Genomic DNA, 25,078 nt, shown 5'->3' on the forward strand with positions numbered 1-25,078 from the left:
TAGCAAGATCAACAGACAACGTCTCCACTTCTGCCTCCCGGATGCACAAGGTACTGCGAAGCACGCACGCCCAGTTAACGCGGAGATCGGCGTTTTCCATTTCTATGGAAATAGCATCATCGCTGTAGCTTAGCGAACCAAAAGAGACACCCGCCCACAGCGAGCCTGTGGGGTTTTGAACCTGAACGGGCACTCGCGTCTCGAGCTGCCCCAGAGCCCAACGAAGACCCGTATTGCTCCCCACGAGCCAAACAGGCAGCAGCGGAATGATCAGAAGCACGATCATCGAAAGGTATCGAAGCTGCTTCCCTCTCAAAACTCTGCTCCGATATTGACGTGCACGCGCCAGGACCCGCCGCTCTCAGACACCGGGTTGGCAAGTTCAAGCCGCAGTGCCCCCACCGGAGACAAGTAGTGAACACCTAGACCAACGCCCACGTTGGTCTCAAAGTCACCGCTGTCAAAAGCGTCGCCGGCGTCGACGAAAAACGCTCCCCGCCATCGCTCGCTGAAGTAACGCTGCAACTCGAGAGTTCCGGTCACTAGACGAGTACCCCCCACAACCAGACGATCATTCCTAAGAGTGGGGATATCCTCTACGGTGACCTCCGCGCCCACAGACTGATAGCCAAAGCCCCTGATACTGTTATCCCCTCCAGCAAAAAACGCGAGGGACGGCGGTAAATCTTGCGCATCATCCGAACTGGTCCACAGCACCCCCGCCTCAACCCGGCCCACTACGCGCCACCGCTCTCCCAGTGTTCTCAGGCCGGTAACACTGCCGTACAGCCTCACAAGATCTTCATCGGACCCCGCGTCTGCCGATGCACCCTCGACACTGTAAAACTGGCTCACACCGCGACTGGGATCAACGACATCTCCCCGTCGGTAGCGCGATGAAACACTCGCTCCAGCCAGTAAAAACCCGGCATTAAAATCATCGCTGAGAACACCCCAGCGTTCGTTCAAAGCGCGCAGCTGAACACTGCGCACCGTTCCCGCTTTCGTCAGCTCCCTGCGCACTCGAAATTCACGCTGTTCGCTTTCAAGATCGCCAAACTCGTTGTCTTCCAAGCGGGCTATTAGCTGTAAAACATCGTTAGCAGGATCATCCAGGGGAATACTGTAGGTCATCCGTGCCTGCGGGTTCACCGGGGACCAGCGAAGCGCAGTCTCCTGACTGTGGCCCCAGCGGTTAAGCCGGGGACTCTGCCAGGTCAGCGAGAGACGCTGACGCGTATCGGTACTAAATCCCACGCCGACCTCATAACTGTGGCGCGGAGCAGTGGTCACAGCTACACGTATGGGCACTGCGGGAAAGCTGCGATTCGGTAGATCGGGTAGCACCGTGACACTGCCAAAGTAGCCAAGGCACAAAAGACGCTGGCGGAGCTCAAGCAACAGCTTTTGCTCGTAAGGCGCGCCGGCCTCGAAGGGTAGTAATCGCTCAAGGAGTGCTCGATCAATGAGCGCCTCGTCAACAGCGATGGCACCGAACTCGTAGCGAACACCCGCATCAAACACAAGAGCCATTGTCGCCTGCTTGCGACCTACATCCAGATCAACGCGATTTTCCGTGAACGCAGCGTCAAAGTATCCTCGACGGCGAGCGGCCTGAAGCAGCTCGCGTTTCAGCGTCTCATAACGTCCATGGTGGAGAGCATCACCTATCTTGGGGGACCGCGTAGCAGCGATCTCCTGCAGGCGCTCGTCGCCTCTCCCCTCGCCGATCAGTTCCACGGACACATCGGTGTAACGGAGCGCATCACCCGCTTCGATTTTAAGGGTAGCCCTCCAGGGGTTGGCGCTGCGATCCACCTCAAGTTCGATGCTGTGCTCGTAGAAGCCAAGGGCTTCTAAAGCCTGAGCGGCTAACAACGGGGCGGTACTCAGAAACCGCTCTACCGCGTTTTTTTCCGCGGGGGAGTCGCCCAGGTAGGCGCGGACATTCTCCCGGGCCTCTTTGCCGACGCCTTCAACCCGATAGCGAAGTCCCTCAGCTGCTAGCGCTTTCGCTATGAAGCAAAGGCAGAAAACCCCGGTAAATGCGATGCGCAAAACAGTACTCATGCGCTGAATTCAACCTGCGCTTGCGCTGCCCCAGACGTTGAAACCGGCAAATCGCGGCGTACTTGGAAGATACATGCTTTCCTGATCAGTGCTCTGAAAACCGCCCTCAGAAAGCAAAGCAGGAATATCTCTATTCAGATGGCAGCCTCCAGCAATAAGCCCCCACAACCCGTCTAAACGATTCTGCCAACGACGTACCGGCTCGTCTGGAGCGCGTCCGTGTTCCGCAAAGTGCATCACGCCCCCAGGTCGCAACACGCGAGCCATCCCCTCCAGAGCGGCCACGGGATCAGGAATAGTGCACAAGCTATAGGTCATGACAATCGTATCGACGCTATTATCGTCCAGTGGGATCTGTTCTCCCGGTAGACCTATAAATTCAATAGGAAAGCCGATGTTCTCAGCACGAGATTTAGCCAGCTCCCAGGAAGCCTCCGAAGGGTCCAGACCAATAAGTCGATCAACCTTTGAGCTATCGTAGTAAGGGAGGTTCAGGCCCGTTCCAATGCCTATCTCCAGCACTGTCCCCGAGGCTCGGGGCACCACCTTCTCCCGTTGCTTCATTATGGGCTTGCTCCCGCAAGCACAGTTGATGAAGTGCGGCAGCACGTGCCGATCATAGAGGCCCATTTTTTGCTTCCCACTGTTGCCTGTCTCTTTGACGATACATTATAAGCGGCATGCGACGGCAGATGCCTAGCTAGACAAAATGATGCAAGGAAAATCAATCGAGTCTCGACAGCGGCGCACGCTTGTAGCAGGATTCGCCCTCAGCTCAGCAGTCTCAGGCCCACTATGAATCTTCACATCATCACTACCGGCGGCACCATCGACAAAATCTACTTTGATGCCAAAAGTGATTACCAGGTCGGGGACCCCGTGATCGGCGAACTGCTTGAAAGTATGGGAGCCCAGTTTCCCTATACCGTCGAATCCGCCATGCGAAAAGACAGTCTCGAACTCACAGACGAAGATCGAGCACTGATTTACGACCGTGCAGAACGCTGCTCTGCGCAGCAGGTGTTGATCACCCACGGGACCGACGGCATGGTTCGCACAGGTTTGGAGCTAAAAAGTATCGCTGGAAAGACCATCGTGTTGACTGGAGCGCTACAGCCCGCCGCTTTTAAAGGATCTGATGCAATATTCAATATCGGCTGTGCCATTGGTGCTCTTCAGGCAGCATCGCCGGGAGTCTATATTGCGATGAACGGACAGCTCTTCGAAATTGATAAGGTTCGCAAGAATGTCGAAGCCAATCGATTCGAAGCTATTTAGGGCAACCGATCCAGGCAAGGACACTTCAAAAAGCAGCTTTCACAAAGCAGCTTCATAAAGACCATGCGTAAAGACCTTTCTTAACAAGCCTTCGCAAAGCCCCTCTGTGAAGAGGCATGCTCAAAAGACTACAAAGCGAAGGTGTTAATCCCCTCGCTGTGCGCCACAGTACCCGTGTGTCCAACACAATTTTTCGACGTTAAGGTATTAAGCAGCTCTGTATCTTCGCTGACCGCAGCACAACGCCTTCCGTCCTCCAACCTACCGAGGGCGATCGCGCGCTGAGGGAGATCTTTCACGTAGCTTACGGTGTGTGCCTCAATGACAAAACGGCCCTCACCCACGTCGGCTAGCTCGACCAGGGGCAAGGCATCCACGGCGTCCTGAAGCTCGCCATCATCACCGGGCTTCCAGGGGCTGGTTCCTGGTTCTCGAGCGTAGACGCCCACTGCGTGCTTGGTTAAGTATCCGCCGTTCGCCCAAACGAGGCCCGCCCCCCGTGGCGTCACCCGAAGCCTGTCCACCATCTCTGCAATACCATGGAGACTGTAGTTATTCCCTGGCCCGCCGAACAGACTCAAGCCCCCCGTAAGAGTCACGCCGCGAGGGTCATCAACATCCAAGCCCAGAGCATCACATCCCGCCTGCACCGCTGAGGGAAAACAGCTATACAACTCGAGATGCGTGAGCTCTTGCACACGCAAGCCGCTTTGGCCCATCGCTGCATTGCAGGCGGCCACTAGCGCCGGGGACTCACTCAAATTTGGCCGCTGGCTTAGATACCAGCTGTCGTGGGTGCCGGCAGCTCCCCTTAGATAAACCCAACGATCCGGATCAATACCTAGCTCTTTCGCCTTGCCTACGGTCGTTAAAACAACCCCGGCCGCTTGATCAACAGCGAGCACGGCGTTCATCACTTTGGTGTAGGGGTGACTGATCATCCGATTACCCCCTTCTGTGGACAGAGCCTCTGCTGCAGTCAGGGGCTTGTTCTTCCAGGCATAGGGGTTCTGCGATGCAACCTGACTCATAGATGAGAGCAAATCTCCCAACAGCCGTTGATGTTCTTCGGCACTCAATCCTTTGGCATGTGCCTGAGCCGACTCAAACAGGGGATAAGCATTAATCGGTTCGTAAAGTCCGTGAGCCTGCTCGGTAGCGGCGGTCATGACGGGGGTCTCCCCCACCTGAATCGCCGTATTTTCCTGCCCCGTGGCCCAATCAGGGAAAGGCTGTCCTGCTCGCACGGCCCCAAGGAACGTCGCCAAAAGCTCTACGCCGCACAGGAGCACTACGCTACCCTCCTCGCGCGTTAACCTCGCCGCAAACTCGTTCAGGAGCTGTTGAGGTAAATTGCCACCTACGTCCGATGTGTACTGCCTGGCATTGATACCCAGCCGCTCAGCAAGGGCTGCACCGGGATTTGTGGGCATGGCATCAATGAAGCCCGGCACCTGATTCATGAGGAACGGGATGTGTACGATAGTATCTATGGCACCCAAAACCTGTTTAGAACCAGTGTCTGAAACCGCTTTCGTTGCCACCGCTTGCAGAGCATCAACGGGGGTCCGCGTTGAGTCTTGCTCGCGCCAGACCTCCTGACCGACTCCGATGATGATAGGTTGCAAATCTTGACTCATAGCACCGATTCCAATTTTGTGAGCGCGGTTTTATAACACAGCAAAGCTCGGAACACAGTGTGGAAGTGAATACCCGGACAACCGTAAAATCTGGCCATGTCAGACAGCCTTTTTAAATTTCGATGAGCATGCTTTCCCTTAAGTTCAGACAAAAGTTTTGCGCCGTGGGCGCCGTTCTAGGCGGTTGTTTGTTTAGCCCAGTCACGCTGGCTTGGGGCGCTATGGGTCATGAAATCGCTGGGACACTCGCAGCACCCTATCTCAGTGAAAACGCTGGACAGCGAATCAAAGCACTCCTGGGCGAGGAGTCGCTATCCTTTGCCGCGACCTGGGCAGACCGCATGCGCAGTGATCCTTCGGAATTTTGGCAAAAAGAGGCTGGCCCTTATCACTACGCAACAGTACCCCGAGGTAAGCGCTACGAGAATGTGGGCGCACCGCCCCAGGGAGATGCCTTCACTGCGCTCAAAAAGTTCGGTAGCGACTTACGAGACCCTGAACTCTCTTTGGAGCAAAAACAGTTGGCGCTGCGCTTCGCGATTCACATCGTTCAGGATCTTCAGCAACCCTTTCATGTCGGCAATGGTCATGATCGAGGAGGCAACCAGATTTCGGTACGCGTCAATGGAGAAACATCCAACCTCCATCGGGTTTGGGACAGACAGATTTTTGACGCCAGGCAGCGCGATCAAAAGGAATGGATAACTTACTTCAGAAGCAGCGGATTACTGAGATCCCCCAACGAAAAAGACTCCGACCCCTTGGTGTGGATTGCCGAGAGCGCAGCGTTGCGTGAATCCCTATACCCGCCCCCAGCGATCATCGACGCTGCATACATCGCGCGGGAACTCCCGAGAGCCGAAGAAAGGCTGGCCCTCGCAGGCATCCGAACGGCGGCATGGCTTAACAGTGTCTTTGACGGAAGCACAATTGGGCAGCAGGCTTCGGAGCCCGGGGAGCTCGAGCAATCTCCGCCAGTCACGCCTCTGGAGTCCCTAGCGCCACCCGAGCCAGTACGAAAAAGCTGGTGGCGCCGCTTTCTCGACGCGACTTTTCGCTAATTAGCGTTTAACCACTGATTAAGCGCTAAAAAGCTCGCCCAGAAAATTAGTGATTGCCGTGCTCGATCGAGCATCTGCAATAGGACTGTATACCGTACCCATTTCAGGATTATTTGCTTGCGGGTTCGTAAACGCATGGAGAGTCCTACCATAAGCATGGACCTGCCAATCGGCCTCGGCCTCACTAAGCTCTGCCGCCAAAGCGACCATGCTATCGGGATCAGCCATGGGGTCGTCGTAGCCGTGTAAACACAAAACCTTGGCGGTGATCTTTACGCCATCAGTGTTTCCCGCGGGCATGAACAGGCCATGAATCGAAATAACGCCCGCGACGTCCGCTCCAACTCTTGCAAGATCCAAGGCGCAGAGGCCGCCAAAGCAGTAACCCATAGACGCGCAGCGCGAGGCGTCAACCTGCTCAAGACCCTGCATCATTGCAAAGGATGCCTGCATGCGCGCCTGCAGCTCTGCACGATCCTCCACCAACGGCGTCATCAATGCCGCGTTCTCTTCCGGGGACGAACCGAGGATACCCTTCCCATACATATCAATGGCCACACCCACATAACCCTGACCCGCAAGCCACCGCGCTTTATCTTCCTCGAAAACACTCCTACCGCCCCAGGCGTGACCCACCATGACACCGGGCCGCGCCTCACTGGATTCGTCATCCCAGGCAAGAAACGCCTGATGCGTGTTGCCGCCTATCACGTAATCGATATAGTTTTCCTGAATCGCCATGCGCGTTTGTCTCCTAAAAGTGAGTAAGCGTTGTATGAGGGCCTCAGGGCGGATCAAGGGTGGTAACACGAAGCATCGGACGGCCATCGTGTTTCATAAGGCCGTGCAATTCGATGCCGCTATCACCATGATAAAGATCCAGTAAGTAATCCAGTACGTCCTCACTAATACCCTGCCCTGGAACCAGAACCGGAATCCCTGGAGGATAAGGCACAAGCTGATCCGCGCTCACCCGCCCAATGAGGGCCTTGTTGATGCCATGAGTGTCATCGTTAAGAGGCAGGTCTTCACTGCCTCCAAAGTAAGCCTCTCGCGGACTGATATGCATGGTGCCTATGGCGGGGAGAACACTGGGTGGCGCGGAGTTTATCGCGCTCCCTGGCATTTCTCGCGCGAGGCTCCGAAGCGCGTTGATTAAGCGCAGCACCTTACTCTGCGTGGTACCAAGAGTAACCAGCACTGAAAGCGTATTATGCGTGATCTTCTCAACCTGAATCGAATGCTTCTCGTAGAGCGCCTTTTGCAAGTCTCGCGCGCTGCACCCGGAACGACTCACATCAATGGTGAGCTTTGTGGGGTCAAGGCGAACAGAATCATCAGCTAACTCGCGGGGCAGCATGTCTGCGAGACCCAAGACCCTGAACCGATCGCTATCTGCAATCCCTTCACAGAGTTCTGATGCGTAGCCGATACACCGATCCAAGCGCGAGAAACCTTCCATACTCATCTGCTTTCGCGCTACGTCCAAACTAGCGATGAGGCCATATTGAGGACTTGTCGAGGTATGCATATTCAAGTGCTCTCGAAAGCGGCTTTCGTTGAACTCAGGGTCCCCAACATGAATCATACTGGCCTGAGAAAACGCTGAGAGCATCTTGTGGGTACTTTGAGTGACGTAGTCAGCACCAGATTCCAGTGCACAGGGGCGCAACCTGGGATGAAAATATCCATGGGCATACCAGGCTTCGTCCACAAGAACCTTCATACCTGCGGCGTGGGCTCGGCTGATAATCGGCGCGAGATCGTAGTAAAAGCCGTCGTAGCTACAAGACGTTAGCACCAGCAGCCGGGCATCCGGATGTCTCTCAATCGCCGCATAGATATTAGCTTTACTGACAGGCCCGTAGAGTCCGAAAACTTCGTTGACACTCGCCGGGAGATACACAGGATCGACACCGGACATGATCGCGGCATGGTGAACTGATTTGTGGCAGGCCTGATCGACAAGCATTTTTCCACCACTACCTAACACATGCTGAACGATCACCTTATTCGCCATGGAGGTGCCGTTGGTCACAAAAAATGTATGTTTGGCACCAAAGGCATCTGCTGCAAGATCCTGCGCAGCATGGATCACGTGAGATGGCTCAAGGAGAGAATCCAGCTCCTGAACGGACACCGAAAGATCCGCATTAAAAACGTGCTCGCCCATCATCCGGTAGAAATCGGCCACCCAAGGGCTTTCCCTAAGGCCATCACCGCTGGAATGGCCCGGCGTATGCCAGGCATCTCGAGCACCCTCTACATACTCTCGCAAGGTGTCCGCAAACGGCGTACTGGCTCGCTTCGCTATAGCCCGACGTAGGCGTCGGAGCAAAATCTCAGCGCGGGTATCATCTCGATCGACCAAGTCACTGCCATCATCGGCGGGCGTTTGCCCGTGAGAGACAGCGACAAAGACATCGAGCTCGCTGCGTACCTGGCGCAACTGAGCGACGACGTCGGCAACGTCCAACAGACTGGCTCCATCTAGAACAACGCACTGCAAAGCACCGTCGGTGACCGCTTTTGCAAACACCTCGGACGGATCAGCCAAACCAGAGATGTGCAGGATAAAGCGACGGGGCTCCTCGCTATCAACGGCCTCCAACTCGCACAAGCGGTTACAGAGTAGGTCTCGCCACTCCTTATCGCCACTGACAATCAGTGCGTGACACTCGGGCAGCTTATGCTCAGCCACTCGATCAGACCCCCTCGTTGAAGTCGGAGCTATCAGAGTACGCGGTCGGATCGATACGTCGCATCTCCCCCTCAATCCAGGTCTCCACCTGCTTCATCAAGGCCTCAGGGTCACCACCTGCCGCGGGAATGGGTGTGCCCACAGAAACATCAATTTTCCCAGGGATAAAAGAAAAAGACTTCCGCGGCCAGCACTGCCCGGAACTCACGGCAATGGGAATCAACAATGCATCCGTCGCAACGCCCAAACGACTGGCACCGCTTTTGTACTTGCCCTGCCCTCCACGCTCACTCCGCGTGCCTTCAGGGAACATAATGATCCATCTACCGCGATCCATAAGCTCCACACCAAACTGTGCCACTTTATTCCAAGCTTCAGAGCGCTTACTACGATCAATGGGAACCATTTCCAAACGCGCCATGCACCACCCGAAAATAGGGATCCGCAGAAGCTCTTTTTTAAATACGTAAGCGAGGTTATGGGGCATCATGCTTGGGAAAAAAAATGTTTCCCAGGTGGATTGATGCTTGGAGACCAGTATCACGCGACGCATATCATCGGGACCCGGCAGGTTTTCGGCACCGTGTAGCTCATAGTCCACTCGCCCTACCAAGCGAGCCGCCACGACCACACCTCGAAGCCAGGGCCTTGCAAACCATCGCCAAAGCGACGCGGAGGACAGGAAAAGAGAACAAAATACCAAGCCCAATCCGCAAGGAATAATACTCACGACCATCCAGGCAAACACCAGAGACGAACGTATGGCGTTCATGCTGCCTGCTCGACATTCGTGGGCACGACGCTATCCAGAAACTCCGCCATATTCGCAAAAGCCTCTTCAGCTTCCTCGAGCTCCGGGGTAAACATTTGCCAAACGTGAACCATATCGGGCCAAGTCTGTAACACCACCGGAGACTCGGCTGCCTGCGCTTTTGCGACGTACCGTCGCGCATCATCCAGCAGCATCTCGGTGTCACTAGCTTGCACAAGTATGGGGGGCAAGTCAGCGAGCGAGCCTCGTAGCGGAGAAATCCGGGAATCGGTCGGCAGCATCCGAGAAGTAGCCCAGGTGTACCAAAGGACGAAGATGTTGGGTACTTTTGCCAGAGCACCAAAGGCTGGGCCGAGCATGGGGTCTGTGGGGACATTGTCCCGCAAGCTTGGCGCGTCCAATACCGCATCGGTCGCAGGAGACAAAGCGATAGCTGCATCGGCCTGACGAAACCCCTGATCCCTAACCCAGGCCAGCAATGACAGCGTAAGGTTCCCGCCAGCGGAATCCCCAGCTACCACCAGGGTCTCTGCCGGAGAACGGCCATCGGGACCATTCTCAAGCATCCAGCGGTACGCCCGTCTGCAGTCCTCAATACCCTCGATGCGCTTGTGTTCTGGCATCAGTCGATAATCAAGCGCAAATACTGAAGCGCCCGTAAGACGCGCAAGCCGATCGGTAATAGCGCGGTGACTGAGGGGACTGCCTGCGATAAACGCTCCCCCATGAAGATAAAGAATACGGCGTCCGCTGTCATGGTTTGGTGCAAGCACCCATTCGCCCCTCAGGTCCGGAGTCGACAACGCCAGAAACTCACTTTCGTAACTGCGCTCAGCGCCCATTTTATCCATGAATCCACGAATCGCATGAATACGCTGTCGACCGCGCCCATGAGAGCCTTCGCCGAACTCGCTCAGGGAGGCGAGTACCGAGCGCATAGCGTCGCTGGGCGCGCGATAACTATGCTGCGGAACAGGCTGGTCCAGATAGGATAGGTTCTCGCCACGCAGAACCATATAGGAAAACATGACGAAGGCCACAATGGTGATAGCAAGCCAAAACATTAATCAAACTCCGAAAACGTGTTTATGCGACGATTATCCCAGATACCGGTAGTCATGAACCACCAAATCCGGCGCTATAATAAGAATCGCAGTGAATCTCTTGCGTTTGGGCGGTGATTACCGTGACCACCGCGATCTGACAGGACCGATACTCGTCAATAGGCGCAAATGACAGACAAGGATAAACACAGCAAACCGAAACTCGGCGTAAAGTCCAAAGCGACTATTCGTCGTGAGCTTGAGCAGGCCACACAAAAATTCCTGCAGGTTGGCGGAGAAGTCGATAACGTTCCTAGAGGGGCAACAGCCTGGGAGCCCGGCACGCGACCACCTCCCTCTCGTCCTTTGTTTACAGAACCCCCCAGCGAGCGCACGCCGGTACCCGAAGTGGTAGCAACTATTGAAGCGCGGCGAGAGTCACTTAAGACCGCCCGTAAGCCAGCCGGCAAGTCAGGACGAAAGCGCTCCAGAAAGCAGCTAATCTACGATGATTTTGGCGAACCACTACGCCACGTATGGGTCGATGACTAGCCTGAGACAGTCATGTCGCGCGGTTATGTAGGGTGAACTAAGCCGTGTCGGGGTGCGTAATCACTGCAACAGACCCGAGAGTTCACAGGCACCATGATTAGTCTCAAAGAAAGTATCCGCGTTGCACGCCCCGTTGAGGAATGCTTTGAATACACGGCGGACTTCCGCACTACCCCCGAGTGGGACGCCACGGCGTTTAAAGCCCGCAAGATCAGCGAAGGCCCCGTGGGCATGGGTTCGCAATTCATCGTGCGCTGCAAACTACCCGTAGGCTCCATTGAGCTTCTTTACACCATCACCGAATTTGAAGCACCCAACATGGTGACCCTGCAAGCGGAAAGCTGGCTTTTTTCTGCTGTAGATACAATCTACTTCACGGAAGAGGACGGTGAAACGCGTGTCGATTATCACGCGGACTTTAGCTACAAGATGCCGTTTGCCGCCCTCGAGGGCGCACTCAAGACAGGCATGCTGCAAATGGGCAAAATCGCTCTGCGAGGCCTGAAACGAGCCCTTGACGATAGTAACGCTCCTCCGAAGATCTCCTCCGGGAGTGCTCGCGCAGACCGCCTGCTTTGGCCAGGACTGGCCATGTTTAGCAAATGGGGTTACCGCCGCGGGCAAAAACGTTGGAGCCCTATGAGCGCTTCTCTCAAGGGCAAGACCATGATCGTGACCGGAGCTAGCTCTGGCCTCGGTTTAGCCACCGCTCGCGAGCTTGCGGGCCGCGGAGCTGAACTGATCCTCGTAATGCGCAATCCAAAGCGCGCCGAAGCTGTGGTCAGCGAACTGAAAGCAGAAACGGGCAACGGCGCTATACGTGCAGAGCTCGCGGACTTGTCGATCATGGCTGACGTGGACGCTCTTGCCGACCGCCTTTTACGGGCCGGACAACCCATTGATGTACTGGTAAATAATGCCGGCGCACTGTTCAACGACTGGGACACGACATCTGAGGGTCTGGAGCAAAGCTTCGCGCTGTTGCTTCTGAGCCCATGGCGTCTCACCAGAGCCCTACATCCATTGCTTAAAGCCGCTGGACAGTCACGCGTCGTCAACGTGGTGTCCGGGGGCATGTATTCCCAAAAGCTCCGCGTCGATCGCCTTGAGGCGATACCAGAAAACTATGCTGGGGCAACCGCCTACGCACGATGCAAGCGAGGCCTCACGGTAGTTACAGAAGAGTGGGCAAAGAGCTGGGAGAAAGACGGCATCGTAGTCAATGCCATGCATCCAGGTTGGGCAGATACTCCCGGCGTAGAGTCGGCGCTACCTGCCTTCCATACGCTCACCCGCTTGATTTTACGCACCCCCGAAGAAGGCGCAGACACCATTGTTTGGCTAGCGGCAGCGTCAGAGGCGTCCAGCGTCAGCGGCAAACTATTCCTCGATCGCGAGCCGCGCACGACACACTTGCTGTCAAAAACAAGAGAAGACGACGCCGAACGAGAGAAGCTTATGGCCTTCCTGGAAGGCTTCGAACTGGAAACCAGCATCGCGGCCTAACCCGAAGACCCGGACTCTCAACGCTTTCACCCAAAGGCGATAAGCGCGAGAGTCCCATAGCCGACGAGTAAAGCAACCGCGATAAGCCCGGCGGTTTTCCAGGTCATCTAAGCGGCCGCTTCTACTGTCGGACGATCCATGAGCAAGGCGGCAAGGGCCGCTCGATGCCAGGACGCATCGCCCCACAGCAGCTGACTGTGCTTCTGGCGCTTAAAATACAGGTGCACGTAACATTCCCAGGTGAAGCCGATACCACCGTGCATCTGTACCGTCCTGCCTGATGCCAAAGCCGCCGTATCGCTTGCTGAGGATTTCGCCATATGCGATAACTCTCGGGCACGCTCAGGCTCGTGATCAATGGCGCAGGCGGCGCTGTAGAGCAGCGACTTGCTCTCGTCGATAGCTATCATGACGTTAACGAGGTCGTGCTTAACGGCCTGAAAGAACCCTAAAGAACGATCAAACTGCTTGCGCTGCTGAGCGTACTCGACCGTCGTCTGAAGCAACCACTCCGATGCTCCCACCATGTCAGCGCTGATCAGCATCCAAACAATGGGTAGTGCGGATTCCCATGCGGCGGCTGCATCTGTATCGATTCGCTGCGCGGAAACGGCATCGAAGCTCACTCGCGCCTGATCCCGAGTCAGATCGATAATCGCATCGGACCGCACGTTCACGCCTTCAGCGTCAAGCTTGACCCAAAAGAAAGCCGGCTTATCCGCTTCGAGTGCCACGACCAAAAGGTGATCGCACTTACAAGCATCCTGAACGAAGCATGCCGTCCCATTCAGCTTGCCATCGACAAGCTGAACAGCACCAGGCGTCGCGCCTCCGGCGTCATCCATGACCGCTATCGTAGCGGCGGCCCCCTCAGCAATTTCCGCCAGTGCCGGCTCTCCTGCTGGACCGCACTGGGTCAGCACAGCGGTAGCTTGCAGGGTCGCCATCAAGGGTGACGGGAAAGCAGCTCGACCGTTCTCCTCTAGAAGCCCTGCCACCGCAACCCATGGCATGCCGACGCCGCCGGCGCTTTCTGGCACAGCGAGGGATGTCCAACCCAGCGCTACCATCTCGTCCCAAAGCTCCTTGCGCCACTTCACTTCTGGTGCACGCTCGGGCACATAGGCATCTGCTACCAAAGCGTGCAATTGATCAACGGGCAGTTTCTCTGTAAAAAAGCGCCGAGCGCCATCTTTGAGCATCCCCGCTTCTTCTTCGAATCCATAATTCTTAGGTTGAGCCACAAAAATCTCCTTAGATGACCTGGCTGTCTACTTAGACTTGGCGAGTCCCAAAACTCGCTCTCCCAGAATATTTCGCTGAATTTCACTGGTTCCCGCGGCAATGGTCATACCATAGGAGTTCATGTACGCCAGGGGCCACTGGCCTCTTGCTGGCGCATTCTCGTCAGCCAGATACAGGCTTGCAGCCGGGCCCTCTACTTCCAAGGCTAGCGCCGCAGTGTCTTGAGCAATTTCCGATGCAAGCAGTTTGTTCTGTAAGGGCAAACGCATAGGGTGGTCGATGAGTGCCGGCACCCGAGCGCGGCGCTGATGCTCCTTTAGCGCTTCCTCGCGTATCAACTGCCTCACCATGCGATCTCTCAACAGAGGATCATCGGAGGCTAGCTGAGCACCTCTCGTTGTTTTACTGGCAAGATCCATAACACTTCGTGAACTGATAGTCAGTGAGCTGGCACTCTTCAACCCGCCTGCTCTGGGTGTTACCAACTCGCCAGCACCACGCTCGTGAAGCAAAGTCGTCATCGCAACCTGCCAGCCTTTACCCAGCTCATCGAGACGGAAGCTGTCATCGACCTCCAGATTATCAAACAGCACTTCATTGAAGCCCGTTTCTCCGGTCATCTTGATCAGCGGTCGCACCGTCACGCCCTTGCCAAGCGCTGAGGCGATGGGTACTACAAAGTAGGACAGACCTTCATATTTGTGGCCTTTATCCGTTCGCAGCAGGATGATCATCCACTCGGCGAAGTGCGCCAAGCTCGTCCATACCTTGTGCCCATTGATCACCCATTTGTCGCCCTTTCGCTCGGCAAAGGTCTGAACGTTGGCAAGGTCAGAGCCGGCCCCAGGCTCGCTGAAGCCCTGACACCAGATATCCTCGCCGGAAAACAATCGGGGCAAAACCTGCTGCTTAAGCGCTTCGTTGGCGTGATAAAACACCGTCGGCGCAGCCATACCCAATCCAATGACGTTGGGATAAAACGGCGTCTTTGCCGCCACCAACTCTTCATTGGCTACTCGCTGACAATCCTTACGCCCAGCACCGCCAACTTCAACGGGATAATCGCAGCCCACGAGGCCCGCGTCGTAGGCTGCCTTCTGCCAACGCTGGAGATAGTCCATTTGCTCGCTTGTCATTATTTCCAGAGGCGATAAAGGTAGTCGCACCGAGGGATCGCCCGGATGATTCTCCGCTATCCATGATCTGCAGTAGCGGCGAAACTCCGCCTGCTCATCAGTGTCTTTACGTTCACTATCTGACATAGATTTTTCCTTATTCAAACTCGTCTAACAGAACTCGTGATATGTCTGTTTTTAGTTTCGGTAATTCAATGCTGGTGCTCGATCTCCGAGAAGCGCCTCATATTCGAAGTCATCACCTCGGCGCTCTTGGAATTCAGCGATCGCTGCGTCGCGAAGCGCTTTGTCGGTGTACAGTTTCACCGCGGCACTACTAAGAGCTCGGGCGGCCAGGTCAGCACCCTTAAATCCCACTGATGAACCGGCTGCGGCTACCGCCTGCCAGCTATGACCGGCAGTGCCGGGCACATAGGTGGCAGTACTCAGGCCAACCGTTGGCACAGCAATTGAGACGTCACCGACATCGGTAGACCCATAACCCAGAGACAAGCCATAGGGCTGGATTAGCTTTTCGGAGCCGAGCTCCCGAGCAGGATCATCAAAGCTCTTGTAAATCTCTTTTGCGAAGCGGGATTCTTCAGCGTTGTAATCAATGCCGCCTATTTCACGCATGGTCGCATCCATCATTTTGTGCAGTGTTTCGTTGACCAACACGGGATGATTGCCATGAATAATTTCGATCTCGAGCTCCGTACCGGTACCTTCCGCTGCACCTCTTGCCGTTGCCTCGAGACGTTCCCAAAGAGAGCGAACAGTCTTGGCGTGAGGATGACGAAGGTAATAGAACACCTCAGCGTAGTCAGGCACGACGTTGGGTGCGTTGCCACCAGATGTTATTACATAGTGAATCCGCGTTTGTTGAGGCACGTGTTCACGCATCATGTTCACCATGTAATTCATGGCTTCTACGCCATCCAGAGCTGATCGACCTCGCTCCGGTGCTCCTGCGGCGTGCGCTGACACCCCGCGGAAGCGGAATTTCGCAGATCGATTCGCGAGGGTCGTTTGGGCAGCCGCCGAGTTCCGATCGGAGGGATGCCAATGCAGAGCAAAATCCACATCGTCAAACAGCCCAGCTCTGACCATATAGACCTTCCCGCTGCCGCCCTCTTCTGCTGGCGTGCCGTAAAAACGAATCGTTCCAGGCGTGCCCGTACTATCCAGCCACTCCTTCACCGCGATCGCCGCTGCAGCAGAACCCGCGCCAAAAAGGTTGTGTCCACATGCGTGTCCGGCCGCTTTTTCTTCGAGAAGGCTACGCGTGGGCAGAGAATCTTGAGTAATTCCCGGGAGAGCATCGAACTCGCCAAGAATCGCCAACACCGGACCACCACTGCCATAGCTCGCGACGAAAGCCGTAGGTATGTCAGCGACACCACTCTCTACAGAAAAACCTTCCGCGGCCAATTGCTTCTGTAAGAGCGCACTGCTGCGCGTTTCCTGGTATCCAACCTCTGCGAACTCCCAGATGGATCTGGCCGTGCTGGCAGTTTGCTCGTAGTTATCGTTAAGCCATTCAAGGTGAGCAGCTTCCTGGGCAGCCACAACACAGCTGGCGGTGCCAAGCAGTGCGGCAAGGGCTAGTTTTCGCATTGATATTCTCCGTCTGGGTTTCTTATATTCTGTTCATAAAGAGCTATAGATTTGCCGAAGCTCACTCATAATAAGGGCGATGCCCGCCTCAATCGTTTGCTGATCCCCCGCGTAGGAAATTCGCAAGCATTCACGGCTGTGCGGCCAATCGTCCCCTGTGGCAATAAAAAAGTCATTGCCCGGCAGAACGATGACGCCTCGCTGTTTAAGTCGCTCATAGAGGGTGAAGCTATCGATGGGTAAGCCCTCACACCAAAGCCACAAAAAGAACGCGCCCTCAGGCTTGTGAATCCAAACCGGGAGATCACCTCTGCCGGCTTCGATAGCGCGTACAGCCAAGTCACGACGTTCACTATAATAGGGTTGTATGTCCTTTCGGCACAGCTGCATCAAAGAACCGTCATCCAGCATGCCACGCAGCAGCTGGGGTCCAAGAGTCCCGCAGGCCAGACTCACTACGGTGTTGGCTCTGGAAAAGGCTTGGGCTATCTCAGGACGAGCAATCACAAGACCACTGCGCACGCCCGGCAGCCCAAGTTTGGACAGGCTGAGCATCAGTATGCTGTTGTCATTCCAAAACGCAGAAGCCGATTCTTCAATAAGCCCGGGGAACGGCTGACCGTAAGCACCATCCAAGATCAGGGGAACATCGTGAGTCTTGGCCAGTTGATCGAGCCCCGCAAGTTCTGCGTCGGAGATAACATTTCCCGTGGGGTTACTTGGCCGGGATACGCATAGAGCTGCCGTAGACTCCGATAAGCTTAAAGCCTCCGCATCCACATGGTATTTGAACTGTCCGTCGTCAAAGCGTTCGATGCGCGGTCGTGTTGCGGTAAAAAAGTGATCGCTGAGCCCGATATCGCGATAGCCAACATACTCCGGGCACACAGGCAGATGTATTTGCCGCTCGCTGCCATCAGAGGCAGGACCAGCAAAGAGGTTATAGAGCACAAAAAACGCAGACTGACTGCCATTTGCTAAAGCAATGTTCTCGGCTCCGATCGACCAGCCATATTCCCGACCTAGAAAGCGCGCAAGCTCATCACGGAACACCCGGTCACCCTGGGGCTCCTGGTAAAGCCCGAGCAGCTGGTGTCGCTGATCACGGTCTTGGGTAATAGCGACGAGGCGCGACGCAAAAGCAGCCTGCACAGACTCGATGCGCCCGGGGTTTCCTCCGCCCATGAAGAGCAAAGTGGGATCGTCAGCCAAGGCGGATCCAAGGTCGTCCATAAGGCCGCTGATACCGCTGTTGCCCGCAAATTTTTCGCCGAAGCTGGAAAGTCGCATATCTTCAGTTTACTCGGAGAGAGCTTTAATAGTGCGGCGGTTTTTCGAGAACCGCTTCGCCCTCATTATGGTTATCGTTCTCTCGAAGAGCACGTAACTGCTCTCCCAGCAAAGCAACCTGGCGCTGCAACATCAGAATATCTTGCTGTTGCGTCGCGAGCGCATCGTTAAGCCGTTGAACACTATCGTTTTGAAACGCCAGTTCCGCTTGGAGCTGGGCTATTTCTGCACTGGGCTGGTCATCATCCACGGGGTTTACCAAAGGGGAAAGCGCTGTACCCTACACTGCCCATCAACACAGGAGCAACGTTCATGAGTCGAAGCGGAGCCGGTAAATCCCGCCCGGTGTACAGCACGGATAAGGGGCGGTTATGCCCCGACTGCGGTGTGGTGAAAGCGGATTGTCGTTGTCGGCTCCTCAAAGCCACAGCCCCCCTCGGCGACGGAATAGTTCGCCTCAAACGCGAAACCAAGGGACGCGGTGGTAAAGCAGTGACCCTGGTGACGGGACTTCCTGATGATTCGGCTGCTCTAAAGAAACGCGCGAAGGTGCTCAAGCAACGTTGCGGCGTTGGCGGCGCCATTAAAGATGGTGTTATCGAAATCCAGGGAGACCAGCGAGAATTGATCAAATCGCTCCTTGAAGCCGATGGATTAACGGTAAAGATAGCCGGTGGGTAGTCGTTGCAGCGAAAATTGATCAATTTTTGATCAATAAAGACGCCATCAATGCCGATTTTGCCCAGCCTGAGCTGAAATTCACCCTATTTAGCGCCGTATTGCAAAAAATAGTTAAAATAAGTGCGCTAAACCCCTAATTTATATTGGATATTTGAAATCGTTGTGTTAAAAATAGTGCCAGAGCGAGGATTTATGTCGCTTAGGTACGGGTTACTCTCAGGGCTCAAGAGTTAACAGGGCAAAAACAGCGTTTAGACGCACCTCTGTTCAGAAGCCGTTGGGAGAAACCGTGAATAGCATGCAAACCGGTGATGAGCTGCCAAAGAGCATCCACACCATGTTCCTGCGAGGAGCTTGCTATATGTACATTACAGCTGAACACCTGCGCGAGCAGGTTATAAAACCCACTCTGGAATACTTGGGCGAGTGGTCGACAGAGGCCGAACGGGAGCTGCTTGCAGCAGCACTTCGTAAAACCGAAGTCGGTCTGTTCTCAAGGAGAGAGCCAGGACTGGGACTGTTCAACATCACCTCGAATCAGCATCGAGACTTGTGGGATCGGTATCTCGCTTTTCGTCCCGACATTGCCAGTCGCGTTCGTGGGCTGGCGAGCCAAAGGGCGTTTTTGAGTAACCCTGATAGTGAGCTGCAAACCAACCTGAGCTACTGCACAGCGATCGCCTGGTTATTGTTTCAGCGAGCCAGTAAGCAGACCGATTGGCAGGATGCCAGCATGCCCGTGGCCGCCCAGCCAGCTGTTGCCGTGCATGCCTGAGCTTTCTCTGACGAGTTAACTTTGCTCGCGGCGCCAGCGCCGTAAATCATCAGGAGTATCGACATCGTAGAGTGTCGCTAGATACGCGTTCGCGAGTCCCAAAGACTCGAGATTGGCCCGAGTAGTCTCTAGCACCTCATCGCCGCCCCACGATACGCCTGCAAACATATCCTCGTGCACCTTTGTGCAGCCGATAAGAACAAAACCACCATCCTCAGCCGGCCCCAACACCACGTCAGCACTTCCAAGAGCCTGAAAGGCCGCTAGCAGGTACTCTCGAGACAGCACCGGACAATCACTGCCCACCAACACCACAGCGTCCGCATGAGCCAGGCCATCGCGTAGCGCTGCGTACATGCGCTCACCCAGGTCACTCCCCCGCTGTAAATAGGGCCCCGTCATTCCCATGCTTAGGGCTAACGTCAGCGTTGCATGCTCCCCTGCCCGATCAAGCCACAACTCCCGGTCACCGAGTTCGGAATGCACCAACGTCCTTGCGGTGCGAAGTAGCAAGGATTCGTGCACATCGCAGGATTCCTGCGCAGTGAGCTGAGTCTGCAGACGCGTCTTAACCTTGCCACGCTCAGGGTAGCGAGCAAACTGCTGTAGCAAGCGGCGTTCAGTCACCTCACTCTCCCCCTGACGATAGCGCTACGCCTCGTCCGTAATAGTGCTGCCAGAGCCGCTCGGGCGACACGCCCAGAAAAAAAGCCAGACGCAAAGCCCACATGCGCAGGATAGTGCGCCAAAGCCCCTGCTCGTCCCAACGCCGTCCGCTAGAGGCAACCATCAGAGGAATAATTCCGCCGCTGTTGTGGCTACGTAAGCGTTTGCAGATATCGACATCTTCCATGAGCGGCATGACAGTAAAACCATTAAGACTCTCAAATACCTCTCGTTTTACGAATAGCAGCTGGTCTCCAGTAGCAACGCGCGTTGTTGCGGACCGCTTATTCATAAAAGCACTGACCATCTTTAAACCCGCTGAGCCGCCCCGAAGAGAAATTCGGCAAAAACACCACTGCATATCGCCATGAAGAAACTGTTCTAATTTATCTTGATCAAAAAGCGGTTGAGTGTCTGCGTGGAGAAACGCCAACCAGTCTCCAGTGGCGCAGGCCGCGCCGAGGTTCATTTGCAGCGCACGGCCAGGGGAGCTGAGCAATACCGAACTCGCCAAAGGCATGGCTTTAGAGACACTAGCGTCACTACTGCCTCCATCCACGACAATCAACTCAGCATTGGGGAATCCCTGCCGAAGCTCTCGAAGCAGCGATGGCAAGCTATCGGCTTCATTGAGCACGGGGATCACAAAAGATAGCACTGGATGGGCGTCAGTCAATTGACCGTGGATTCGCGTTACCCATCAGCTGCGCCTTTTCACCAAGACGATAATCAAACACGACGCTATACGCCAAAACGGCTTTAACGTAATCCCGGGTCTCGCGATAGGGAATGGTCTCGATCCAGGCATCCAGAGGCAGCTCATCGCTCAGCCAGTTTTTCACGCGATTGGGACCGGCGTTGTAAGCCGCAAGCGCCACAGCACGATTACCTTCAAAGCGCTCTAGAAGTTGGCTGTAGTAAGCGCTGCCCAGGGTGATGTTGTATTCAATATTATCGAGAGCTTTAGTGCTCACAGGAACACCCACCTTACGAGCCACAGAGCGCCCTGTTGCCGGCATCAGCTGCATCAGTCCACGGGCTCCAACCGGCGAACGCGCAGTAGGCGAAAACGCGCTTTCACGGCGCGCTATCGCCATGAGCTCGCTCACAGGAAGTGATTGCGCCGCAGCTCGCTGATAAAAGTCGTCGACGAACGCCAACGGAAACCGCAAGTCCAATGCATCCCAATGACGGCCCGCATTAGCCGCATCGATACTCAGGCGATGCCAGCCCTGTTCCTTGGCGATGTGAGCAAACGCCAGTTGCTGCTCACCATCCAGGCGCCGCAAAGCGTAGGTCCACTCCGCCTCTGCAAGTCTATTCTCATCGAGGGCATTAAGTTCATGTACACGCCACAGTGCGTTCGAGGTCCAGAGGGGCAACTCGCCTTCAGACCTTGGAGCTTTTGCGCTGGCAGAATCCTGGTAACTGTAGGGAAGCCCAAGCTTATCGGCACTGAGAAACCCATAGTAGCTCCGCTCCTTCGCCACGGTCGCGAAAAGGAGCTGGGCATCGGCCTCACCTCCCCGGGCCTCGAGGGATCGCGCATACCAGTAACGCCATGTTCCCTCCTCTTGCGCCTCGGCGCTGAGCGCAAGGAACAAGCTGTCTATCGCCTGCCAGTCCTGCTCCGCTATCGCCCAACGCAAACGAAGCGTCGTCAGCTTGTCATCACGCCACTGAGATAGCGATGCATCGACCCATGGCTTAACATCTTCATCGCGCTCTAACAGGCCTCGAAATGCGATAGCAGAGCTAACGCGTTTTTTCTGGCTGTCGCTTAAGGCATCAGGACTCAGTGCCTCGAAATGGCGCAGTGCTCTAGCAGGCTTATAACGAGAGTACCGCTCCAGCCCCAGCGTCATTACGTCGCTGGCCCAGGGCGAAGGGAGGCTATTTGCAAGATCGACGCTGCGCTGTGGCTGACTGTAGCTGCCGCGCAGTGCCGCCAATGCGGGCTGAATCCGAGAGCTCCCCAAAGAAGCAACATACCGCAACAGCCCCCCTTCTCTCGCCGCATAAGCGAGGGTCGCGCGACGCCATACCAAGTCATCATTCAGGCCATCCGCTTCCAACCAAAGCTTGAACAATGGGTCGCAGGCATCATCAACAGAACTCGCCGACACCCATAGCCCGCTAGCTAGCTCCCAAGCCGCTTCTTCGGCAACACGAGCACGGGTGGCGCGAGCGTAATAGCATCGAAGATTCTCACTGCGGGGTTCCTTCGCAGCGGCATCCAGATAGTCGCCCCAGCGACGGCGCTTGCCTGTAGCGCCAAGGTAGCTGCCCAGATACCGCACGCCCAGAGGGCTTTGGCTTTGCGCATCAACAAACTGCCTGGCCTTTGTTCCTGAGGTTAAGGTGAGTCGACGCATCAGGCGCTCATAATCCAGGTAAGGAGCCAGGGGATAATCGTCAAGCGCCTTTCGCTCACGATCGTACGCCGACCAGTTCCCGGCTTCGATCATCTTCTGGGCTTTGAGAAAACGCTCGCGGTCTGCAGCAGATGACCGAGTATCGGAAGTCGTGTCAAAAACCGCCTGGGCGGGCGGCACAGAGAATACGGATATGGACACGGCCATCCATAACATCGGTAAAACTGCCAGAGAGGTAATTTTAGCGCCTGATGACGGTAAACTTCGGTACAGCAACGACAGACATCGGTGAATGACCTTGAACAGTCCGGAAACGCTTCCTTGGCACATGGCGTACCCATCAGCGGGACGACTCTCGCAGTTGGAACATGCGCAGTCGGAACATGCACAGTTGGAACATGCACAGCTGGAACATGCACAGCTGGAACATGTGCAGTTGGAAAACACGCTGTTAGAAAAAAATTGGCGGCTGCTACGCGTGATGATGGTAATCATGCTTCTCCTGGTTAGCGTTTGCCTGAGTGATTCTGCAGCGGCTCAACGCAAGACCGATACTATCACTCTCTACAACGGTGACCGAGTTACCGGTGAAATAAAATCATTATTAGGTGGTCGTCTCAGCTTCAAAACCGATGCCATGGGAACCCTGGACATCGAGTGGCAAGAAGTCGCCAGCATTGAATCAAACTACAACTATGAGTTGCGCCTAGACAACGGCCAGCGTTTTTACGGCAGCGTCAAACCAGGATCAATTTCCGGCACCGTCACTCTCGAAGATGTATTTGGGAAAAAGAGCTTTGGCTGGCAGGAAATTGTGGAAATCCGCCCGGTTGAGGACACGTTCATTGATCGCATTGATATCTACATAGCAGCGAACTATGCCTTTACCAAAGCCAGCGGCGTCACCCAGACCGAGTTTCGCGCAGACTTCTCCTACGAAGATGAGAAGACCCTAAACTCGCTGACGAGTCGCGTAACCGTGTCTGATACGGACGACGACTCCACCTCAAGTTCTCGCGTCAGTCTGTCGCGCAAGGCCTGGGTAGACAGGTCCATTAACTATCGCCTGGTGTTTGGTGGCTACGAAACGAACGATGAGCTGGGTTTGGACTACCGCCTGTCTCTCGGTGCGGGCGTGGGGCGCTACTTTATCGAGACCCCGCGCAGCGAACTTATCGGCAGCATGTCGCTTCAGGCGCTGGAGGAACGAAGTATCGGTGGCGAAAGCCTGGAGAGTCTCGAGGGCGTACTCACCTTCGGTTATTCGCGATGGCGCTACGACACCCCGGAACTAAAGCTCAAGTTAGATGCCTCAGTGTACCCATCCGTCACCGAAAAGGGTCGTGTTCGAGCCGACACCGCGGCGACGCTGCGCTGGGAGATGATTGAAGATTTGTTTTGGGATTTTAGCGCTTGGGGCAGCTTCGATAACTCCACCGTCGAAATAAACGCGGCAGGCGAATTCGACTGGGGCGTTACCACCGGCGTGGGCTGGAGTTTTTAACTAGCGTATACGCCCACCGACCGAAATACTGGTATGCATACGTGGCGCGCCCCAACCGCGATAGCCTCCGTAGTAGCCGCCATAGCCCCCATACCCGGAGGACACGCCTACACTTCCATAAACCTGTGGATCATCGCAGCCCGTCAGGGACAACACACTGGCCGCGAGCACCATGAGCCCAAAATGACGGAGCACCCGGCTTTTGCGTGGACTGGATTTCTTCATTTTTTGCATTCTATAAATCCTTAATCAGAGACTGCTCATCTCCCCAGGTTTGCAGGGCGATGGGGGCTCCCGAGGGTCCCGCGATGACTGACACGTAACCACCTGAGGGTCGGGGAACCGCGGGTACCAGCACTTCCCCGCCGAGAACCTCTACCTCAGACAACAATTCTTCCAGTCGCTCAAAGCTCTTCACCCTCAGATAAGGCATCCAGAGTGACGGCATTTCAGGTTCGGGTAGGCTTCTTATCCCTGCGCGGGTCAACTCGTCGCTGCGAAGCACTCTGAAATCAATCGCCGCGCCATCGGGTGATGTGCCTTCAAGGCCCTCAGAATCAAGATCACCCAGTGCGGAGTAGAAGCTGGTCGCATCGTCTACGTCAGAGGTCCACAGCTCGTGCCACAAAAACGCGCCCTCGGCGGGCAGTGAAGATTCGTCCACCGGATCACCATCTACCGTCGTCAACGTTGCGAAGTACGCACCTTGAGCATCAGCAAAGACGGCGATCGTACCGCGATCGCCAATAGACACGGGGTCGCGCAGAACACGCCCCCCCGCTTTGCTTACTATAGAGACAGCTGCTTCGGCATCCGGTACTGCCATCACTGACATCCACTGAGAGATGTCGCGTCTAGCGGTTAGGCCGGACTGATCCACCATGCCAGCGATAGGCTTGCCATCGAGACTGATGATCCAGTAACTGGCACCCAGCAACTCCAGAGAGCGAAATTCCCAGCCAAACAAAGCACTGTAAAAAGCCTCAGTGCCTTCAGGGTCATCGGAGATCAAGTCATGCCAGATGAATTTGCCGGCACGACGATCTCCATCAGTATCGGTGGAGACAGCGGGAAGGTTGTATTGAACAGAGGAGCAAGCCGCAAGCACCAGGCCCAAGCTCAAGATCCAGGTCACAGTAAACAGTCGACGCACGAAGACACTCTCTCAAAAAAAGGTGGTTATATTA

The 25,078-nt window shown here is 55.4% G+C and carries 25 protein-coding genes; 7 read left to right on the top strand and 18 right to left on the bottom strand.

Translation table 11 applies throughout. The features are described 5' to 3' along the window. The 3 genes from AB8B76_RS14170 to AB8B76_RS14180 all read right to left on the bottom strand — a co-directional run. Positions 1–316 (bottom strand): hypothetical protein (locus AB8B76_RS14170; protein WP_405273445.1); only part of this gene is annotated, 316 nt, incomplete at its 3' end. Continuing rightward, the gene (locus AB8B76_RS14175; protein ID WP_405273447.1) at positions 313–2,070 is read right to left on the bottom strand and encodes an autotransporter assembly complex family protein; all 1,758 of its coding nucleotides are present in this window, start codon (positions 2,068–2,070) and stop codon (positions 313–315) included. The genes AB8B76_RS14170 and AB8B76_RS14175, both read right to left, overlap by 4 nt. A 9-nt stretch (positions 2,071–2,079) precedes the next feature. Continuing rightward, a complete protein-coding gene (locus AB8B76_RS14180) occupies positions 2,080–2,634 on the bottom strand; it encodes a class I SAM-dependent methyltransferase (protein ID WP_405273449.1) in 555 nt (184 codons plus the stop codon). 231 nt (positions 2,635–2,865) lie between these two features. On the opposite strand from AB8B76_RS14180, the gene AB8B76_RS14185 reads away from it, so the two are divergent. Then, positions 2,866–3,348, top strand: coding sequence for an asparaginase domain-containing protein (locus tag AB8B76_RS14185; protein ID WP_405273451.1), 483 nt, complete (start codon positions 2,866–2,868; stop codon positions 3,346–3,348). 128 nt (positions 3,349–3,476) lie between these two features. On the opposite strand, the gene AB8B76_RS14190 is transcribed toward AB8B76_RS14185, so the two are convergent. Beyond that, entirely contained in the window at positions 3,477–4,988 is a 1,512-nt protein-coding gene (locus AB8B76_RS14190) for an acetyl-CoA acetyltransferase (RefSeq protein WP_405273453.1), read from the bottom strand. Positions 4,989–5,176: 188 nt separating this feature from the next. Between AB8B76_RS14190 and AB8B76_RS14195 the strand changes: the two genes are divergently transcribed. Next, on the top strand, positions 5,177–6,049 hold the full coding sequence (locus AB8B76_RS14195) for a S1/P1 nuclease (protein WP_405273454.1): 873 nt from the start codon (positions 5,177–5,179) through the stop codon (positions 6,047–6,049). Between the two features lie 18 nt (positions 6,050–6,067). On the opposite strand, the gene AB8B76_RS14200 is transcribed toward AB8B76_RS14195, so the two are convergent. Genes AB8B76_RS14200 through AB8B76_RS14215 form a run of 4 tightly spaced genes read right to left on the bottom strand, consistent with a single transcriptional unit; the run spans position 6,068 to position 10,586 of the window. Continuing rightward, positions 6,068–6,790, bottom strand: a complete 723-nt coding sequence (locus AB8B76_RS14200) for a dienelactone hydrolase family protein (RefSeq protein ID WP_405273456.1) — start codon at positions 6,788–6,790, stop codon at positions 6,068–6,070. A gap of 43 nt (positions 6,791–6,833) precedes the next feature. Beyond that, positions 6,834–8,750 carry an aminotransferase class I/II-fold pyridoxal phosphate-dependent enzyme gene (locus AB8B76_RS14205; RefSeq protein ID WP_405273457.1) on the bottom strand — a complete coding sequence of 639 codons (1,917 nt, stop codon included), beginning with the start codon at positions 8,748–8,750 and terminating at the stop codon, positions 6,834–6,836. Positions 8,751–8,754: 4 nt separating this feature from the next. Beyond that, positions 8,755–9,522, bottom strand: coding sequence for a lysophospholipid acyltransferase family protein (locus tag AB8B76_RS14210; RefSeq protein WP_405273458.1), 768 nt, complete (start codon positions 9,520–9,522; stop codon positions 8,755–8,757). Beyond that, on the bottom strand, positions 9,519–10,586 hold the full coding sequence (locus AB8B76_RS14215) for an alpha/beta hydrolase (protein WP_405273459.1): 1,068 nt from the start codon (positions 10,584–10,586) through the stop codon (positions 9,519–9,521). The genes AB8B76_RS14210 and AB8B76_RS14215 overlap by 4 nt, the downstream gene beginning before the upstream one ends. Positions 10,587–10,754: 168 nt before the next feature. Between AB8B76_RS14215 and AB8B76_RS14220 the strand changes: the two genes are divergently transcribed. Together AB8B76_RS14220 and AB8B76_RS14225 are read left to right on the top strand one after the other, a co-directional pair. Next, positions 10,755–11,117, top strand: coding sequence for a hypothetical protein (locus AB8B76_RS14220; protein ID WP_405273460.1), 363 nt, complete (start codon positions 10,755–10,757; stop codon positions 11,115–11,117). 93 nt (positions 11,118–11,210) lie between these two features. Continuing rightward, a complete protein-coding gene (locus AB8B76_RS14225) occupies positions 11,211–12,623 on the top strand; it encodes an SDR family NAD(P)-dependent oxidoreductase (RefSeq protein ID WP_405273462.1) in 1,413 nt (470 codons plus the stop codon). A 107-nt stretch (positions 12,624–12,730) separates the two neighbouring features. On the opposite strand, the gene AB8B76_RS14230 is transcribed toward AB8B76_RS14225, so the two are convergent. From AB8B76_RS14230 to AB8B76_RS14250, 5 genes are read right to left on the bottom strand one after another with little or no spacing between them, the layout of a single operon-like run. Then, positions 12,731–13,867: an acyl-CoA dehydrogenase family protein gene (locus AB8B76_RS14230; protein ID WP_405273464.1), complete on the bottom strand. Its 1,137-nt coding sequence runs from the start codon at positions 13,865–13,867 to the stop codon at positions 12,731–12,733. A 27-nt stretch (positions 13,868–13,894) separates the two neighbouring features. Then, the gene (locus AB8B76_RS14235) at positions 13,895–15,130 is read right to left on the bottom strand and encodes an acyl-CoA dehydrogenase family protein (RefSeq protein WP_405273465.1); all 1,236 of its coding nucleotides are present in this window, start codon (positions 15,128–15,130) and stop codon (positions 13,895–13,897) included. 51 nt (positions 15,131–15,181) lie between these two features. Then, positions 15,182–16,600, bottom strand: a complete 1,419-nt coding sequence (locus AB8B76_RS14240) for an amidohydrolase (protein ID WP_405273468.1) — start codon at positions 16,598–16,600, stop codon at positions 15,182–15,184. A 33-nt stretch (positions 16,601–16,633) separates the two neighbouring features. Continuing rightward, positions 16,634–17,890, bottom strand: a complete 1,257-nt coding sequence (locus AB8B76_RS14245; RefSeq protein WP_405273470.1) for a valine--pyruvate transaminase — start codon at positions 17,888–17,890, stop codon at positions 16,634–16,636. Between the two features lie 25 nt (positions 17,891–17,915). After that, positions 17,916–18,140 carry a SlyX family protein gene (locus tag AB8B76_RS14250; protein WP_405273472.1) on the bottom strand — a complete coding sequence of 75 codons (225 nt, stop codon included), beginning with the start codon at positions 18,138–18,140 and terminating at the stop codon, positions 17,916–17,918. Positions 18,141–18,202: 62 nt separating this feature from the next. On the opposite strand from AB8B76_RS14250, the gene AB8B76_RS14255 reads away from it, so the two are divergent. Further along, positions 18,203–18,571, top strand: a complete 369-nt coding sequence (locus AB8B76_RS14255; protein ID WP_405273474.1) for a stress response translation initiation inhibitor YciH — start codon at positions 18,203–18,205, stop codon at positions 18,569–18,571. A 298-nt stretch (positions 18,572–18,869) separates the two neighbouring features. Further along, a complete protein-coding gene (locus AB8B76_RS14260; protein ID WP_405273487.1) occupies positions 18,870–19,346 on the top strand; it encodes a hypothetical protein in 477 nt (158 codons plus the stop codon). A gap of 15 nt (positions 19,347–19,361) precedes the next feature. On the opposite strand, the gene AB8B76_RS14265 is transcribed toward AB8B76_RS14260, so the two are convergent. Genes AB8B76_RS14265 through AB8B76_RS14275 form a run of 3 tightly spaced genes read right to left on the bottom strand, consistent with a single transcriptional unit; the run spans position 19,362 to position 22,603 of the window. Further along, positions 19,362–19,973, bottom strand: coding sequence for a TIGR04282 family arsenosugar biosynthesis glycosyltransferase (locus AB8B76_RS14265; protein WP_405273476.1), 612 nt, complete (start codon positions 19,971–19,973; stop codon positions 19,362–19,364). 1 nt (position 19,974) lies between these two features. After that, positions 19,975–20,688: a TIGR04283 family arsenosugar biosynthesis glycosyltransferase gene (locus AB8B76_RS14270; protein ID WP_405273478.1), complete on the bottom strand. Its 714-nt coding sequence runs from the start codon at positions 20,686–20,688 to the stop codon at positions 19,975–19,977. Next, positions 20,681–22,603 (bottom strand): transglycosylase SLT domain-containing protein, encoded by a 1,923-nt coding sequence (locus AB8B76_RS14275; RefSeq protein WP_405273480.1) that lies wholly within the window; start codon positions 22,601–22,603, stop codon positions 20,681–20,683. Before AB8B76_RS14275 ends, AB8B76_RS14270 begins: the two co-directional genes overlap by 8 nt. Positions 22,604–22,679: 76 nt before the next feature. Between AB8B76_RS14275 and AB8B76_RS14280 the strand changes: the two genes are divergently transcribed. Next, on the top strand, positions 22,680–23,891 hold the full coding sequence (locus tag AB8B76_RS14280) for a DUF481 domain-containing protein (RefSeq protein WP_405273482.1): 1,212 nt from the start codon (positions 22,680–22,682) through the stop codon (positions 23,889–23,891). Here the strand turns inward: AB8B76_RS14280 and AB8B76_RS14285 are convergent, their stop codons facing one another. Together AB8B76_RS14285 and AB8B76_RS14290 are read right to left on the bottom strand one after the other, a co-directional pair. After that, entirely contained in the window at positions 23,892–24,125 is a 234-nt protein-coding gene (locus AB8B76_RS14285; RefSeq protein ID WP_405273484.1) for a hypothetical protein, read from the bottom strand. Position 24,126: 1 nt separating this feature from the next. Further along, positions 24,127–25,044 carry a VOC family protein gene (locus AB8B76_RS14290; protein WP_405273486.1) on the bottom strand — a complete coding sequence of 306 codons (918 nt, stop codon included), beginning with the start codon at positions 25,042–25,044 and terminating at the stop codon, positions 24,127–24,129. Positions 25,045–25,078: the final 34 nt, after the last annotated feature.

The organism is Congregibacter sp. (genome assembly GCF_045107095.1).
In the GTDB taxonomy this organism is placed as follows: Bacteria; Pseudomonadota; Gammaproteobacteria; order Pseudomonadales; family Halieaceae; genus Congregibacter.